A 15,518-nucleotide genomic window follows, 5' to 3' on the forward strand; every position below is an offset into this window, starting at 1 on the left:
TGGTTAGACCATCTTGTTGAACTCTTTGCGGAGCCGTTTGATTATTCTTTTTTCCAGACGGGAAATATAGGATTGGGAGATGCCGAGCAGATCGGCGACGTCCTTCTGCGTCTTCTCCTCGCCGCCGCGCAGCCCGAACCGCAGCTCCATAATGAGCCGCTCCCGCTCGCTCAGCTTCTCCAGCGCCTTTTGCAGCAGCTTGCGGTCCACCTGTTCCTCGATGTTGCGGTAGATGGTGTCATTCTCCGTCCCGAGCACATCCGACAGCAGCAGCTCATTGCCGTCCCAATCAATGTTGAGCGGTTCATCGAAGGATACCTCGCTGCGCGTCTTGTTGTTGCGGCGCAGGTACATGAGGATCTCGTTCTCGATGCAGCGTGACGCGTACGTGGCCAGCTTGATTTTTTTCTCGGGATCGAATGTGTTGACCGCCTTGATCAGGCCAATCGCGCCGATGGACACCAGGTCCTCGATATTAATGCCGGTATTTTCGAATTTGCGGGCTATGTACACGACCAGGCGCAAATTGCGCTCAATCAGCATGGCGCGTACGGCCGCATCGCCCGAAGGAAGCCGCTGAAGCAGGTAATCCTCCTCCTCCCGCGTCAGCGGCGGGGGAAGCGCCTCGCTGCCTCCGATGTAATAAATTTCCTGACTTTTCAGCCCCAGCAGAAACAGCACCCGGTAATATTGGAGCTGCAGCGTCAGTTTCCATTTAATCATCTTTGTTCCTCCTTCAGAGAAGTGCGCGCCAGGAAGCTGCCGAACATGCTCTCCCGCCCGTTGGCGCAAGGCCAATCTTTCCGGTATGAAACTCGGGCCGCTCTGGCATAATTTTAAGTCCCATCAGGCGACCCCTCCCGGCGGAGCGGCAGGCTTCCCCTGGGCCAGATCGGGGTGGATAATCGCCCGGTAGGCCCCGTCTCCGGACAGCGTGCCCCCGTCAAGGCCGATCAGCACCTTCCGATGCAGGACGGTCTCTCCGCCGAGCGTTACAGCAACCTGATCGGGCTTCAGCGCGAGCATGAACGAAGCTCCCCTGTTCACTCCACGATAGGGCACGAGCCTCAGCCGGTCCTGCCATCCAAAGGACTGCCCGTCCGTCTCCAAAAGCAGCTGATCCGCCCCTTCCCGGGATAGACGCCCTTTCCACTCCTTCGGCAAATACGCCTCCCATAGCGATGCTTCCATCACCATCACCGGGGTTTTTGTCAAAGGATCGTACAGCCTGTTGCCTGTATCGAGCAGTCCGGAGCAGGTGACCGTCACGCCTTCAATCTCCACCTGCACTGTGCCGATATAAGCTTCGAGCTTCTCTCTTCGGGCGCGGGAGGAATGAACGGCCCTATAGCCGTACAGCACCGGCAGCAGGATCAGCAGCACGAACCAGAATCCGATTTTGAGCCGGTATGCGTATCCTCCCGCCGTCGTATACAGAATTCCATTCCAGATATCCCCCGAGCTTTGAAGCAGATAATGTACGCCAAGGATACCGCCCGCAGCTGCAAAATTGATGATATAGAAGGCGCCCATACTCCGGAGGAAGCTCTGCAGGCTGGGATAACCGAATGCAACCCAGAGCATCACAACCGACAAGCCAAACTTGATTAAAAAGGTATACATGAAGGATAGCTCCGGCACAAACATCATAACGACATAGAGCGCTCCGACCAGAGCGGATAAACACAGCCGCCGCCACTTGATTCTCGCCTTGATCATCCAGCCGGTCAGCCAGAGCAGCGCCGCGTCGATCAGCAGATTGGCGGCAAAGATCAAGTCGATATAAACTACCATTCACTCACCTGCCCCGGCTGCATATTGACGGCAACAACAATGCCTGGCTTGAGGTCCTTTGGCTGCGATAGGAATAGTATAGAAAGTCTCCAGTCCAAAGTCTGTCTAAACCTGGGAGGCGTTAGCGGGCTTTTTTTGTCGAGAATTCTTGTATCTGTCAAGAACAGCTTATGCCCGGAGGCCGAGGATCAGTACATCCAGTCCAACTGAATATGAAAAAAAGAAGCGGCTCCCTTGGGAAGCAACTCCTCCTATATCTGCAATACAAAAAACCGGGTTCCTTCGCCTTATGGCCAGGAAACCCGGTTATTCTTCTCTCCGAGGGAAAGACTTGCCTATCGCTTGCTTATGCGATCAGTCGTGATTGCCCCGCGAACGGTTGCGCAGGAAGGTCGGGATGTCCAACTGATCAGGGCTCATTTGATTGCCGAACGGACGAAGGTTGTTCGTCTTGTCCGCCGAAGGCTCGGTCTGATTCGCAGTCGGACGGCGTCCCGGCGCGGCTGGAGCGGCCTTGGTTTCGAAGCCGGTGGCGATAACCGTTACCTTGATCTCATCCTTCATGCTCTCTTCGATAATCGCGCCGAAGATCATGTTGACTTCGGGGTCGGAGGCGGAGGTGACAATTTCCGCAGCTTCGTTGACTTCATACAGCGACAGATTGGAGCCGCCGGTGATGTTCATAATGACGCCTCGGGCTCCCTCGATGGAAGTTTCAAGCAGCGGGCTCATGATCGCCTTACGTGCGGCTTCCGATGCCCGGTTCTCGCCTGTCGCGATGCCGATACCCATCAGAGCCGATCCGCGTTCCGTCATGATCGTCTTCACGTCGGCAAAGTCAAGGTTGATGAGGCCCGGAACTTTGATCAGGTCGGAAATACCTTGTACAGCCTGACGCAGTACGTTATCCGCTTCGCGGAAGGCTTCCAGCATCGGAGTCTTCTTGTCAACGATTTCGAGGAGGCGGTCGTTGGGAATGACGATAAGCGTATCGACCTTTTCCTTCAGCGCCTCGATACCGAGCTCGGCTTGCGTGGAACGCTTGCGGCCTTCAAAGGTAAAAGGGCGGGTAACTACGCCAACGGTGAGCGCTCCGCATTCCTTGGCGATTTCGGCAATCACCGCCGCGGCGCCGGTACCGGTGCCGCCGCCCATGCCTGCGGTCACGAACACCATGTCGGCTCCCTTGAGCGTATTCGAGATCAGATCACGGGATTCTTCGGCCGCTTTCTTCCCGACCTCCGGATTGGCGCCTGCGCCCAAGCCGCGGGTCAGTTTATCCCCGATTTGCAATTTATGCTCCGATTTGGCCATATGCAGCGCCTGGGCGTCCGTATTAACCGTGATGAACTCTACGCCCTGTACGCCGTTTTCAATCATCCGGTTGACCGCATTGCTGCCGCCGCCGCCAACGCCGATGACCTTAATTTGCGCCAGGCTCTCCATTTCAAAATCAAATTCCAACATATTGTTCCCTCTCCCCCTCAATGTGCTTGGATGGCCGGTCCAAGTGTATCTGGACGTTCACTATATGAAATCGCTGAAAATATTTTTTAGACGCTCCACAAAGCCCTGCTTCTGAGCGGTCTCCTGGCTTGGCGCCGCACTTGGTTTGCTGCGGCCCGGCGGCTTCTTGTTCGCGCTCGCGCCCGCGCTGCTGCCCCGTCCCCGAAAGCTGCGGACGACATAGTGCAAAATGCCGACGCCGCTCGTAAATCCGGGATCTCTTACCCCGATGTAGTCGGGAACGGCAATCCGGACGGATGCGGACAATTCCGCTTGCGCCGCCTTTAATACGCCCGGCATCGATACAGTGCCGCCCGTTAGTATATACCCCCCCGGGAGGTCGCTGTAACCAAGTCTTTTCACTTCCTGGCGAATCAGCTGGAAAATCTCCTGGACGCGCGGCTCGATAATCGCCGCCAAATCCTCCTGGTTAAATTCCTTCTCCACATTGCTGCCGATTCTCAGCACCTTGAAGACGACCTCGGAAGCCGCATCGTCTATCCAGGCGCAACCGTATTTGAGCTTGACCTTCTCCGCCTGGTCGGTCAACGTCCGCAGTCCGTAGGCGATATCATTCGTCACAAATTCTCCGCCGATCGGTATGGTTGAGGTTGCAATAAGGGAACCTTCTTCATATACGGCTATCGTCGTTGCGCCGGCTCCGATATCCACCAGCACTGCTCCCCTGGACTTTTCGTCTTTGGAAAGCGCTAACCCGCCGGCTCCCAGAGACATCAGCACAAGGTCCTTGACTTTCAGTCCTGATTTCTCCACACAGCGCAGCAGGTTATGTATTGGCGTCTTGGCTCCGGTAACGATGGTAGCCTCCACTTCGAGACGGACACCTATCATTCCGCGCGGGTCCTGAATGCCTTCAAGACCATCGACGATATATTGCTTGGCGACGACGTCGATCACCTCGCGCTCCGGCGGCAGCGCAATAACTTCCGCAGCTTTGAGAACGCGCAGGATATCTTCTTCGCCGATTTCGCGATCTTCGTTCTGGACGGCAACGACGCCATGGCTCGATTGCAGACCGATATGATTGCCGGATATGCCGACATACACTTCGGATATTTGAATGCCGACCATCTGCTCAGCGTGCTCTACAGCGCTTCTGATGGACTGGACCGTCTGGTCAATATCTACAATCGCACCCTTGCGTATACCTTCCGAGTCGGCAGATCCTACACCGATAATATTCAAGGTTCCATTGGTAACTTCCCCTATAATTGCCCGAACTTTGGATGTACCGATGTCCAAACTAACAATGATGTCATTGTTGCTCAAGTCCTATGGCACCTCCTGATTAATCATAATAGTTTCCCGTCGCCGCATAGGGACGAGAGTGTCTTTCTACCTTATTCCACATGCCTATTCCTTTCCCTCTTTTTTCTGCAAATTTTTTGAGCGAAAAGACGAGTCTTCTCTAGGAAATATAAGCAATGGCAGCGTATTGGCAGGCCTGCTTGTATTTTAAAAAATCCGGAGAAAAAAGAGGGATATAACTTTATTGCCCATAAAACCGATTGTAGCATTTTTTACTCCCTGTGAGTAGTGGCTATTTATTCATTAGCGTCCTCTTGCACGCTGTCCGTCTGGAAGGGAACATAAGAGTCGGCCTCAAGCATGGTAATCATTCCCGGTTCTTTCGTTTCGATGACCTGATTCAGGTACTCCACCTTGTCTTTCAGCAGCGAGACGGCTGTAGTGACTTCAAAGTGCGAACGGGTATACAGCTTGATCCGGTCCGGAAAAGAAAGCGTCGGCGACGGCACGATTTCGGAAATATCGCTGGTCAGCTCATTCGGTATTTCCGCCAGTGCTCCGCACAGTTTCGCTTTATAAGGATCGGAAGCCTTCCAGCCCGTCAAAATGGGCTTCTCCACGGCAATCCCGCTCTCGTCGATGGAAACCGACGCTCCGCTGGAGAGGATGGCTTTCAGGCTCCCGTTTGGATCAATCTCGTAGGCAACCGCCGGAAATTCCTTGATCTGCACGGAAACGACGCCGGGGAAATGCTTGTCCACCGTCGCCTCCTGGACCGTGTTCAGCTCAAGCAGCGATTTCTCCACTTTACTCCTGGATACGGCGAAAAACTGCCCGCCCTTCCTGAGACCGCTCTGGCGGAGCAGCTCTTCCGGGGTAGAGTATTTGCTGCCCTGGAAATGGATGTCGGTAATGCGGCTGGCCGACGAACGAAAGAAGATAACGCCCAGCAGCGCAATAAACAGCAGCAGCAGGATCGCCGTAACTTTACGGCTTCTTTTTTTCTTGGGCTTGTCCTCTTGCAGGACAGGCAGTCGGGTATTTGACATTCTTTAGTCTCCGTAGTAAGGCCCTGTCTCCCCCATCGCTCAGTCTGGAGGAGACAGGGGAGTTTAATTGGCCAGATCGATCGGCCCCGGCACAGGTGTCTTGCGGCTGATCCGGGCGCCCAGCTTCTGAAACAACAGTTCAATGCCGTCGTAGCCTCTGTCAATATGATGAGCCTGCTCGACGACCGTGGTGCCTTGCGCAGCCAGCCCCGCAATGACAAGCGCGGCTCCGGCCCGCAGATCAGTCGCTTCCACTGTCGCGCCATAGAGCCGCTTGACGCCGCGGATAAACGCGCGGTTCAAATCGGTAGAAATATCGGCGCCCATGCGCACCATTTCCTCCACATGCTTGAATCTGCCTTCAAACACGGTCTCCTTGATGACGCTGAAACCGTCCGCCAGCGCCAGCAGCACCATGATCTGGGACTGGAGATCCGTCGGAAAAGACGGATAGGGTGAGGTCACAATGCGTTCTACCGAGCGGGGGCGCGCCATACAACTAATATTAATTATATCATTGCACACTGTAATTTGAACACCGGCGCGCTTCAGGACATGAATCAGCGAATTCAGATGGCCCGCGTTTGTGTGCGTAAGCGTGACCTCTCCCCGGGTAGCCGCCGCCGCGATCATGACGGTGCCCGCGACAATCCGGTCGGGAATGACCTCATAGCTGCAGGGGTGCAGCTTCTGTACGCCCTGGATGGTTATCGTATCGGTGCCCGCTCCGATAATCGAGGCGCCCATACGGTTCAGGAAATTCTGGAGGTCCTGTATTTCCGGCTCCCGAGCCGCTCCCGAAATCGCCGTGGTTCCCTCCGCCGTCGCGGCGGCCAGCATAATATTCTCCGTCGCCCCCACGCTCGGATAGTCCAGATGAATGTCGGAGCCCCTGAGCCGGTCCGCCCGGCAGGAGATTTTTCCGTCCGCCTCCTCGATTTCCGCCCCGAGAGACTGCAGTCCCCGAAGATGCAGATCAATCTTGCGTTCGCCGATGGCGCAGCCTCCCGGCTGATAGATCGTTACTTCACCGAACCTTGCCAGCAGGGGTCCCATCAGGAAGATGGATGATCTCATTTGCTTCATCAAATCTTCCGGAACATGGGATGAACAGGCGGTTGATGTGTCCACCGTTACCTTGTCCCCGTCATGTCCGGCCTTGCAGCCGAGCCGCTCCATAATCGCAAGCATCGTTTCGATGTCCAGCAGCTTTGGCACATTATGCAGCGAGTGAACGCCTTCGGCCAGCAGGCTTGCCGCCAGTATGGGCAGCGCCGCGTTTTTTGCTCCATGGATACGTATGGTGCCTGACAGGGGAATTCCACCCTCAATCACCAATTTGTCCAATGTATCACCTCCGAGATTACCGCTCACCCCCCCGCTAGGGCGCCGCTGGCGCTTATAGGATAAAAGCACGCTTAAACCGGCAAGGGCAGCAGCTTCCGGAAGCTTCGGGCAGGCGAAGGCTCCTCTCTTCAGGCAGGGGAACGGTGCTGTCTGCCCTTTCCGGAAGCAGCTTTAGGTGATTGTCACGATTTATACGATATCGTATGTCGATCTCCTCGGGTGTGTGACTGAAAGGAGCCTAAACGCGGGATTGCCCGCTCCCGCTATTGCAAAAGACGGCCCGTTGGAAGTGAGGCATTACTTGCGCCCCGGGCCCGCAAGCCTGCGGAGCTCCTGAACGACCAGGGCGGCGGAGTCGCGCTTGCCCAGCGCCAGCGATGCGGCGGACATTTGCTTCCTGATGGCCGGGTCGTCCGTAATGGAGCGGACCGCCTTGTAGAGCGACTGACCCGTTAGCTCCTTCTCCAGAATCACGGTGGCCGCGCCCGCGCGCTCCAACTGCCGCGCATTGGCTTCCTGATGGTTGTTCGTGACGTTGGGAGACGGAATGAGGACAGAAGGAATGCCCAGCGCCGTTATTTCGGCGATAAAAGAGGCTCCCGCACGATTCACAATCAGGGAAGTGCAGGCGAGCACTTCGGGCATATTATGAATATAGGGCAACACATGCAGCCAGCTTGGAAGGCTGCCCAGCTTCTGCCGCAGACTCTTGCGCGTCTCCTCGTAATAAGGCTCGCCCGTGACATAGACGTAATGAACCCCGGACTCCTTGACGGCAAGGGAGGCCATTTGAATCATGGCTTCATTGATCGCCTTTGCCCCCCGGCTGCCGCCGACCACCAGCACAACCGTGCTGCCTTCGGGTATGCCCAAGGTGGCGTAGCCCCGCTGCGGATTCGCCTTGCTTACCGTTGTTGCGCGCGGATTCCCGGTGTAGATCACGCGCTTGCTTCCCGGAAAAGCCGATTCCGTCCCCTCGAAGCTGACCGCCACCGCGCTCGCATACCGGCTTAGAAAGCGGTTGGTCAATCCCGGTATCGCGTTCTGCTCGTGAATCAGGGTGGGGATGCCAAGCCTTGAAGCCGCGTATACGACCGGACCGCAGACATAGCCCCCGGTTCCGACGACGACATCGGGCTTGAATTCCTTCAGCATCCGCTTGGACTCTCTCACGCCCTTCAGGAAACGCATCACCGTCTTCACATTGTCCAGAGACAGCTTCCGCCGGAATCCGGTAATATCGATCGAACGAAAGGGAAGCTTCTCCTGCGGAACCAGCTTGCTCTCCAGCCCCCGCGTCCCGCCGATATATAGAAATGCGGAGGCGTCTTCCTCCGCCTCCAATTGCCTGGCCACGGCGACGGCGGGATAAATGTGACCTCCCGTGCCGCCGCCGCTTAATACGATACGCATTGCCTTCACCTCGCATAACGGGATAGATTAAGTAAAATGCCGAGCGCCGTAAGCATCAGCGTCAACGAAGAACCGCCGTAGCTAATCAGCGGCAGCGTAATGCCCGTAACCGGCATCATGCCGATGACCACGCCGATATTAATGACCACCTGCACTGCCACCATACAGACGATTCCAACGGCGAGATAGCTGCCGAATCGGTCAGGGAGGCTCATCGCGACCCTCATTCCCCGCCAGATCAGGATAAGGAACAAGGTCAGCACCGCAAGCCCGCCGATAAAGCCCAGCTCTTCAGCCAGAATGGAAAAAATAAAGTCCGTCTGCGGCTCGGGCACATAGCTGTATTTCTGCCGGCTCATGCCAAGCCCAAGCCCGCCAAGTCCCCCGGGGCCGATCGCGTACAGCGACTGGATGATCTGGTAGCCCGCCCCCAGCGGGTCCGACCAGGGGTCAAGGAACGCGGTTATCCGCTTGAGCCGGTAAGGGGCCGCCGCAACCAGCGCGGCGAATCCCGCGGCCCCTGCCGCGCCGAGGCCCAGGAGATGCGTCGCTCTTGCCCCGGCGGTAAAGACCATCATCAGGGTCGCCCCCAGCATAACGGTTCCCGTTCCGAGATCGGGCTGAAGCATGATCAGTCCGAAGGCAGTCCCGATCAGGGCAAGCGGCGGCATCAGCCCCCGCGTGAACGAGGTAATATCGTAATCCTCGCGGCTTAGCCAGTTCGCCAGAAAGAGGATCATCCCCATCTTCATAAACTCGGAGGGCTGGATGCCGAAGGAGCTGATGCCCAGCCAGCTGCGCGCGCCGCCGCGCACAACTCCGATTCCGGGAATCAAGACAATCACGAGCAGAATGAAGCAGACGATGAGCGCCGGTCTGGACAGCTTCTTCAAAGCGCGGTAATCCAGGTTGGCCGTGAAGAACATGGCGGCAAGACCCAGTCCGGCAAACAGCAGCTGCCGCTTGACAAAATAAAAGGAATCGCCATAATTGCGAAAGCCCAGCACCGAGCCCGCGCTGTACACCATTATCATGCCTATGGCCAGGAGCGCCAGAATCGGAATGAGCAGCCAGATATCCGGCGCGGGACGAGTCTTGTTCATGGGGAGCACACCTCTTGCATCGTAGTGGAGGCTTATCCGATTTCCTCCCTACTTACAGATTATGCACCGCCTCTTTAAAAATACGCCCGCGAACTTCATAGGATGTGAACATATCCCAGCTCGCGCAGGCGGGCGACAGCAGAACAACATCTCCCTCTTCCGCGAGGGCGGCGGCTTCCCGCACGGCCTGCTTCAGCACCGAGGCGGCGCTGTCTCCATTATCGACAGTGACCACCGGCTCTATTCCGGCGAGCTTCGCGGCATACGCGAGCTTGTCCTTCGTCTGTCCAAGCGCCACCAGCGCCTTTACGCGCCCCTTAAGGGCCGGCACCAGCTCCATGTAATCGGAGCCGCGGTCAAGCCCTCCCGCGATCAGCACGATCGGCTGGCGGAAGGAGGCCAGCGCCATCGAGGTCGCCTTGGAGTTGGTCGCTTTGGAGTTGTTGTAATACGCCGCACCGTTCCGGTCCGCGACATATTCCAGCCGGTGCTCCACACCCCGGAAGGAAGCCAGCGCCTCGGCGAGTCCTTCAGGGTCCGCTCCGGCGGCAATGGCGACGGCGCAGGCCGCGAGCGCATTCTCCACATTGAAGCGTCCGGGAAGTCCGATAGAGTCCACCTCCGCAATCACGGTCTCGCTTTCCGTGTAATCGCGGTAGACAATGACGCGCTTCAGGCCATCCTCTACCCCGGACGCTAAAGAAGGACGGACAAACACCCCCTGCACCAGTTCCTCGTTCATCGAGAACGGCAGGATGCCCGCCTTGATCTGAGGCACAAGCCCTCTGCAGTACGGATCGTCCCAATTCAGCACAGCCGTATCGCTTACTCCCTGATTGGCGAATAATCTGGCTTTGGAATCCACGTAATCGGTCATATCGCCGTGGTAATCAAGATGGGTCTCGGCCACATTCAGCAGACAGCCCACTTTAGGCCGGAAGTCTTCCGTGCCTTTAAGCTGAAAGCTGCTCAATTCCACAACCATCCAGTTGTCCGCCGAAGCTTCCTGCGCCGCCTGACAGAGCGGTGTGCCGATATTTCCGGCCACGATCGGGTTCATGCCGGCGGCTTCCAGCATTTTTCCAACCCAGGTCGTTGTGGTCGTCTTGCCGTTGGACCCGGTAATGCCGATGATCGGAGCTTCACACAGATGATAGGCGACCTCCACCTCCGTCACCACCTCGATGCCCAGCTCCAGCGCTTTCTGAACCGGGGGAACGCTGTACGGAATTCCGGGATTCTTAACGACAAGCTTGACGCCTTCATGGATCAGTCCGTCCGGATGACCTCCGCATATAACAGAAATTCCCAAAGATTCCAGTTCGGAAGCTTCGGGACATTGTTCTCTCTCCTTTTTGTCGTTAACCGTGACGACGGCGCCGCGCTCATGCAGCACCTTGGCCACCTGAACGCCGCTCTTGGCAAGCCCAAGAACGACTGTCTCTTCACCACGGTACATATCCGGATGTTTCATTATCTACAACCCCTTGCTGATATAAAGTCCAAGACCGGCCAGAACGATGCCTACCGCCCAGAAGGTCATGACAACGCGCCATTCGGACCAGCCTCCAAGCTCGAAGTGATGGTGGATCGGGCTCATTCTGAAAATGCGCTTGCCGCGTGTCTTGAAGGACGCGACCTGCAGAACAACGGACAGCATCTCTATAACAAAGACACCGCCGATCACAACGAACAGCAGCTCGCTCTTCGTGACGATCGCGATTGCGCCAATCGCCCCGCCGATCCCGAGCGAGCCGGTGTCGCCCATGAATACTTTGGCGGGATGCGCGTTGAAGACGAGAAAGCCAAGCACCGCCCCGATCATTGCCGCGGCGCACACGCCGGCCGCAATGGAGGTCGCCTGCATCGCCACTACCGCATAAGCGGCCAGCGCAATCGCTACTGTACCGGACAGCAGACCGTCCACACCGTCTGTGAAATTGACGGCATTGGTAATCGCCATCATCATGATCACGATGAACGGATAATAGAACCAGCCGGTCCAGTCGAAGCTGACCGCAGTTCCCGGAATGCTGATGGCCGTACTGTGATCTGCGGAAATAAGCAGGCCGCACATGACCGCGCCGACAACCAGCTGGCCCAGCAGCTTCTGGCGGGGCGTCAGGCCGAGCGAGCGTTTGAATACGATTTTGATATAATCATCCAAAAATCCGATTAATCCATAGCCGAGCGTAGCTACCAGCAGCACATAAAAGTCCGTATTCACGACGGAAAATTTCAGATAGGACAACGTAAACGCCAGGATGATGACGACACCGCCCATGGTGGGCGTTCCCGCTTTTTTGAGATGGCTCTGCGGTCCGTCGTCGCGAACCTGCTGTCCGAATTTCATTCTGCGCAGCAGCGGAATAAGCAGCGGAGCGGCAATGACCGCAAGGATAAACGATACAGCGATAGTCAGAAGCAGCAGTTGATAATCCACGGGTACACCCTCTCCAAATCTTAACTTTGATCAAAATGGTCATACAGACGCTGAAGCGATTCTTCCAGCCTCATGCCTCTGGATGCCTTGAACAGTACGATATCTCTCTTCCCGCTCTTCCTGATCAGCTGATCGGTCAGCGCGGCCTTGTCGGTAAAAGCATACACCCGGTCCGGACCGAACCGAAGCGCGGCGGCCTCGGCCAAATGGACAGACAGCGGCCCGTACGCAAACACAAAGTCAACTTGCTCCGGGTCCAGGTAGGACCCGATTTCACTATGGAAGGCGGCTTCTTCCGGCCCAAGCTCAAGCATGTCCCCGAGCACCGCAATTTTGGCGCCTCCGCCCTTCATGGACTGAAGCACATCAATCGCGGCTTTCATTGACGTTGGGCTGGCATTATAGGCGTCGTTCAGCAGCGTAAGACCGGAGGAGGTCCGCATGATCTCGATCCTCATTCCGGTCAGTCTGAGTATGCCAAGTCCCGCCGCCATCTCCGCCTCGCTTACTCCGTAATGGCTTGCAACAGCCAGCGCGGCCAGACTGTTCACAACATTATGGATGCCGGGCAGCGGCAAGGTGAAGACATGCTCGCCGTGACGGCTGGAAGTGAACGTCGTGCCGCCGTCATGCGTCATGATCCCTGTCGGGTAGTCGTCGTTCCAGGGCTCAAGCCCGAAACGGAACGTCCTGAGGCCCTCCGGCGCCGCGAATCCCGGCTCGCCCATCGCCTCGGCAAGCAGCGGTTCGTCTCCGTTAAGGATCAGCAGTCCGCCCGGCTTAAGCCCTTCGGCGATCTCCAGCTTGGCCCGCGCGATTTCCTTGCGCGAGCCAAGCTGGAGAAGATGCGATTCGCCCACATTGGTGATGACCGCCGTATCCGGCTGCGCCAGGGACGAGAGCAGCGAGATTTCTCCGCGCGAGCTCATGCCCATTTCCAGTACGGCGATATCCGTATCCGGCGACATGGACAGGACGGTGAGCGGCAGACCGATATGATTATTGAAATTCCCCTGGGTCTTGTGCACTTTAAACCGTGTCTCAAGCAGGGCGGTAATGATATCCTTGGTTGTCGTCTTCCCGTTGCTGCCGGTAACGGCGACCACACGCGGAGCCGTTTCCTGAAGATAAGCGGATGCCAGCCGCTGCAGCGCCGCCAGCGTGTCATCCACCAGCACCGCATTTCCCTGGGGAGGGGCGCCTTTAGCCCGCGTCCACAGCGTAGCGGCAGCGCCGGCTTCGAGCGCAAGTATGCTGTAATCATGCCCGTCAAAGCTGTCGCCAACGAGCGGTACAAACAGGCAGCCGGGCGTAATTTTGCGTGAGTCCGTGACCACTCCCGCAATTTCCGTGCCGGAGGCGCTGCCCTGGGACAGCTCGCCACCGCACATGGCGGCTATGCTTTGCAGTGTTCTTGTAATCAATGGCTTCGACCCCTTATAGCTTCTTGGGCGACGATGCGGTCATCGAAATCGAGAACGGCGCCGCCAATGAGTTGATAAGTCTCATGACCTTTCCCCGCAATCAATACTACATCGCCGGGGCTTGCCATATCAATAGCTTTCATGATAGCCTCGCGCCGGTCGACAATCAGCTCATACTGGCTGCGGTCCACGCTGTCTTCAATCAGCCCGGCCTCGATATCCTTCAGAATCGCCGCCGGATCTTCCGTGCGCGGGTTGTCGGAAGTAACCAGAATAAGATCGCTGTACCGGGCGGCAATCTTGCCCATCAGCGGCCTCTTTGTCCGGTCGCGGTCGCCGCCGCAGCCGAAGACGGTCAGAACTCTGCCCTCCGCGAACTCCCGGACCGTGCGAAGCACATTTTCCAGTCCGTCCGGGGTGTGCGCGTAATCCACAATGACCGCATACGGCTGGCCCTCGTTAACCGGCTCCACACGGCCGCTTACACCGGGCACCGCTTCAAGGCTTGCCTTGATATCCGCAAGCGGAACCTCCTCCAGCAGAGCGGCGGTTATGGCGGCAAGCGCGTTGTACACATTGAATTTGCCTACCATCTTGAGCGAAATATCGGCGTCACCCTTAAAGGTATCCACATGAAACGAAGTGCCCTTGGCCGTAATGGAAATTTGCGAAGCGCGGACATTGGCCTCGTTGTCGATCCCGTATGTAATGGTCTCCGCCGCCGTCTGGTCCGCAAAATAGGCGCTTGCCGCGTCGTCCGCATTCAGCACCGCATACTTCCGGTCTTCTTTCCAGGGAGAAATGACATTTCCAAGTCTGGAGAAGAACAGTCCCTTCGCCGCGCGGTACTCTTCCATCGTATGATGGTAATCCAAATGATCCTGTGTCAGATTGGTGAAAATAGCGGTGCGGAAGTCCGTTCCTTTTACCCGCCCCTGTTCGAGCGCATGCGAGGAAACCTCCATCACGCAGCACTGCACCCCTTTGGCACTCATGTCATTCAGGGCGCGCTGAAGCTCGAGTGATTCCGGCGTCGTCCGGGGCATCGGATAGCTGACTCCGCCATAGCGCATTTGTATCGTTCCGATAAGTCCCGTCTTGACGCCATGATCCTCCAAAATACGCTCGATAAGATACGTTGTCGTCGTCTTTCCGTTCGTTCCGGTGACGCCGATCATCTTCATCCTGCTGCTGGGCGACTTGAAAAATGCATTTGACAGGACAGACATCGCGAACCGGCTGTCATCGACCACAATCTGCGGCAGATCGATATCCAGCTGCCGCTCGACCACCAGCGCAGCTGCTCCGCTTGCTGCGGCCTGAGGGGCATAATCATGTCCGTCCACGGTGAAGCCGGGCAGGCAGATGAACAGATCCCCCGGCTTCACGCGGCGGGAATCCGCCTGCAAATCGGTAATCTCGGTCTCGCCATTTCCATATAAACGCGCGGCCGCCAGACAAGATGACAATTCTTCAAGTTTCATATTCAATCCCTCACTCTATTGTATCGAATAATCTCTCTTTATCATTATGGACCGGAAGAGCCCATATAAATCCGGATCGTCGATCCCCGTTCAACTCTTGTTCCCGGCTTGGGCGCCTGATTGATGACGGTGTCTCCGGTTCCGGAACGGACAAGATTGAAGTTCATATTCATATCCTCGTACAGGTCCTGAACCGTTGCGCCGACCAAATCCGGCACGACGTCAATCGGCGTCTCTCCGGGCTTGTAGACTTTGTTAAGCTGGTCCTTGCGCTGGGGTACCTTCAGATAGTGCAGGGAATCCTCCAGAATATTCTGCACGATCGGCGCGGCCACGACGCCGCCGAATTGAACCCCTTGCGGATTGTCCACCGCAGTATAAACGACAATCTGCGGATCATCCGCAGGCGCGAAGCCGACAAAAGAAACGATATGCTCCGACGCGGAATAACGTCCGTTCACGACTTTTTGCGCGGTCCCCGTCTTGCCGCCGACCCGGTAGCCGTCAATGAATGCCGGCCGGCCCGTTCCCTTGGCGACGACGCTCTCCAGCGCTTCGCGCACCTTCTTCGATGTTTCCTCCGAGATGACCTGGCGAACCATTTCCGGCTTCACTTCAGACACAGTCTCCCCGGTATCCGGATTGATCCACGCTTTGGCGACATGCGGCTTGTAGAGCTTCCCGCC

At 56.9% G+C, this 15,518-nt stretch carries 13 protein-coding genes; all 13 read right to left on the reverse strand.

The window, feature by feature from the left end; all coding sequences use genetic code 11:
- Positions 1–3 precede the first annotated feature (3 nt).
- Entirely contained in the window at positions 4–723 is a 720-nt protein-coding gene (sigE, locus tag L692_RS0118090) for an RNA polymerase sporulation sigma factor SigE (RefSeq protein WP_025701506.1), read from the reverse strand.
- A gap of 123 nt (positions 724–846) precedes the next feature.
- Complete coding sequence (gene spoIIGA, locus L692_RS0118095; RefSeq protein WP_025701507.1) at positions 847–1,794, reverse strand: sigma-E processing peptidase SpoIIGA; 948 nt, start codon at positions 1,792–1,794, stop codon at positions 847–849.
- A gap of 354 nt (positions 1,795–2,148) precedes the next feature.
- The gene (gene ftsZ / locus L692_RS0118100) at positions 2,149–3,261 is read right to left on the reverse strand and encodes a cell division protein FtsZ (RefSeq protein WP_025701508.1); all 1,113 of its coding nucleotides are present in this window, start codon (positions 3,259–3,261) and stop codon (positions 2,149–2,151) included.
- 60 nt (positions 3,262–3,321) lie between these two features.
- Positions 3,322–4,590, reverse strand: a complete 1,269-nt coding sequence (gene ftsA, locus L692_RS0118105) for a cell division protein FtsA (protein WP_025701509.1) — start codon at positions 4,588–4,590, stop codon at positions 3,322–3,324.
- Positions 4,591–4,865: 275 nt separating this feature from the next.
- Positions 4,866–5,618 (reverse strand): cell division protein FtsQ/DivIB, encoded by a 753-nt coding sequence (locus L692_RS0118110; RefSeq protein ID WP_025701510.1) that lies wholly within the window; start codon positions 5,616–5,618, stop codon positions 4,866–4,868.
- 63 nt (positions 5,619–5,681) lie between these two features.
- Positions 5,682–6,965, reverse strand: a complete 1,284-nt coding sequence (gene murA / locus L692_RS0118115) for a UDP-N-acetylglucosamine 1-carboxyvinyltransferase (RefSeq protein ID WP_025701511.1) — start codon at positions 6,963–6,965, stop codon at positions 5,682–5,684.
- 297 nt (positions 6,966–7,262) lie between these two features.
- The gene (murG, locus tag L692_RS0118120; RefSeq protein ID WP_025701512.1) at positions 7,263–8,378 is read right to left on the reverse strand and encodes an undecaprenyldiphospho-muramoylpentapeptide beta-N-acetylglucosaminyltransferase; all 1,116 of its coding nucleotides are present in this window, start codon (positions 8,376–8,378) and stop codon (positions 7,263–7,265) included.
- Positions 8,379–8,383: 5 nt separating this feature from the next.
- The gene (gene spoVE / locus L692_RS0118125) at positions 8,384–9,481 is read right to left on the reverse strand and encodes a stage V sporulation protein E (protein ID WP_025701513.1); all 1,098 of its coding nucleotides are present in this window, start codon (positions 9,479–9,481) and stop codon (positions 8,384–8,386) included.
- Positions 9,482–9,533: 52 nt separating this feature from the next.
- Positions 9,534–10,955: a UDP-N-acetylmuramoyl-L-alanine--D-glutamate ligase gene (gene murD / locus L692_RS0118130; RefSeq protein WP_025701514.1), complete on the reverse strand. Its 1,422-nt coding sequence runs from the start codon at positions 10,953–10,955 to the stop codon at positions 9,534–9,536.
- A gap of 3 nt (positions 10,956–10,958) precedes the next feature.
- A complete protein-coding gene (gene mraY, locus L692_RS0118135; RefSeq protein ID WP_025701515.1) occupies positions 10,959–11,924 on the reverse strand; it encodes a phospho-N-acetylmuramoyl-pentapeptide-transferase in 966 nt (321 codons plus the stop codon).
- 20 nt (positions 11,925–11,944) lie between these two features.
- Positions 11,945–13,348, reverse strand: coding sequence for a UDP-N-acetylmuramoyl-tripeptide--D-alanyl-D-alanine ligase (locus L692_RS0118140; protein WP_025701516.1), 1,404 nt, complete (start codon positions 13,346–13,348; stop codon positions 11,945–11,947).
- Positions 13,345–14,832 (reverse strand): UDP-N-acetylmuramoyl-L-alanyl-D-glutamate--2,6-diaminopimelate ligase, encoded by a 1,488-nt coding sequence (locus tag L692_RS0118145; RefSeq protein ID WP_025701517.1) that lies wholly within the window; start codon positions 14,830–14,832, stop codon positions 13,345–13,347. The genes L692_RS0118140 and L692_RS0118145 overlap by 4 nt, the downstream gene beginning before the upstream one ends.
- A gap of 44 nt (positions 14,833–14,876) precedes the next feature.
- Positions 14,877–15,518 (reverse strand): penicillin-binding transpeptidase domain-containing protein (locus L692_RS0118150; RefSeq protein WP_025701518.1); only part of this gene is annotated, 642 nt, incomplete at its 5' end.

The organism is Paenibacillus forsythiae T98 (assembly GCF_000520735.1).
In the GTDB taxonomy this organism is placed as follows: Bacteria; Bacillota; Bacilli; order Paenibacillales; family Paenibacillaceae; genus Paenibacillus_AQ; species Paenibacillus_AQ forsythiae.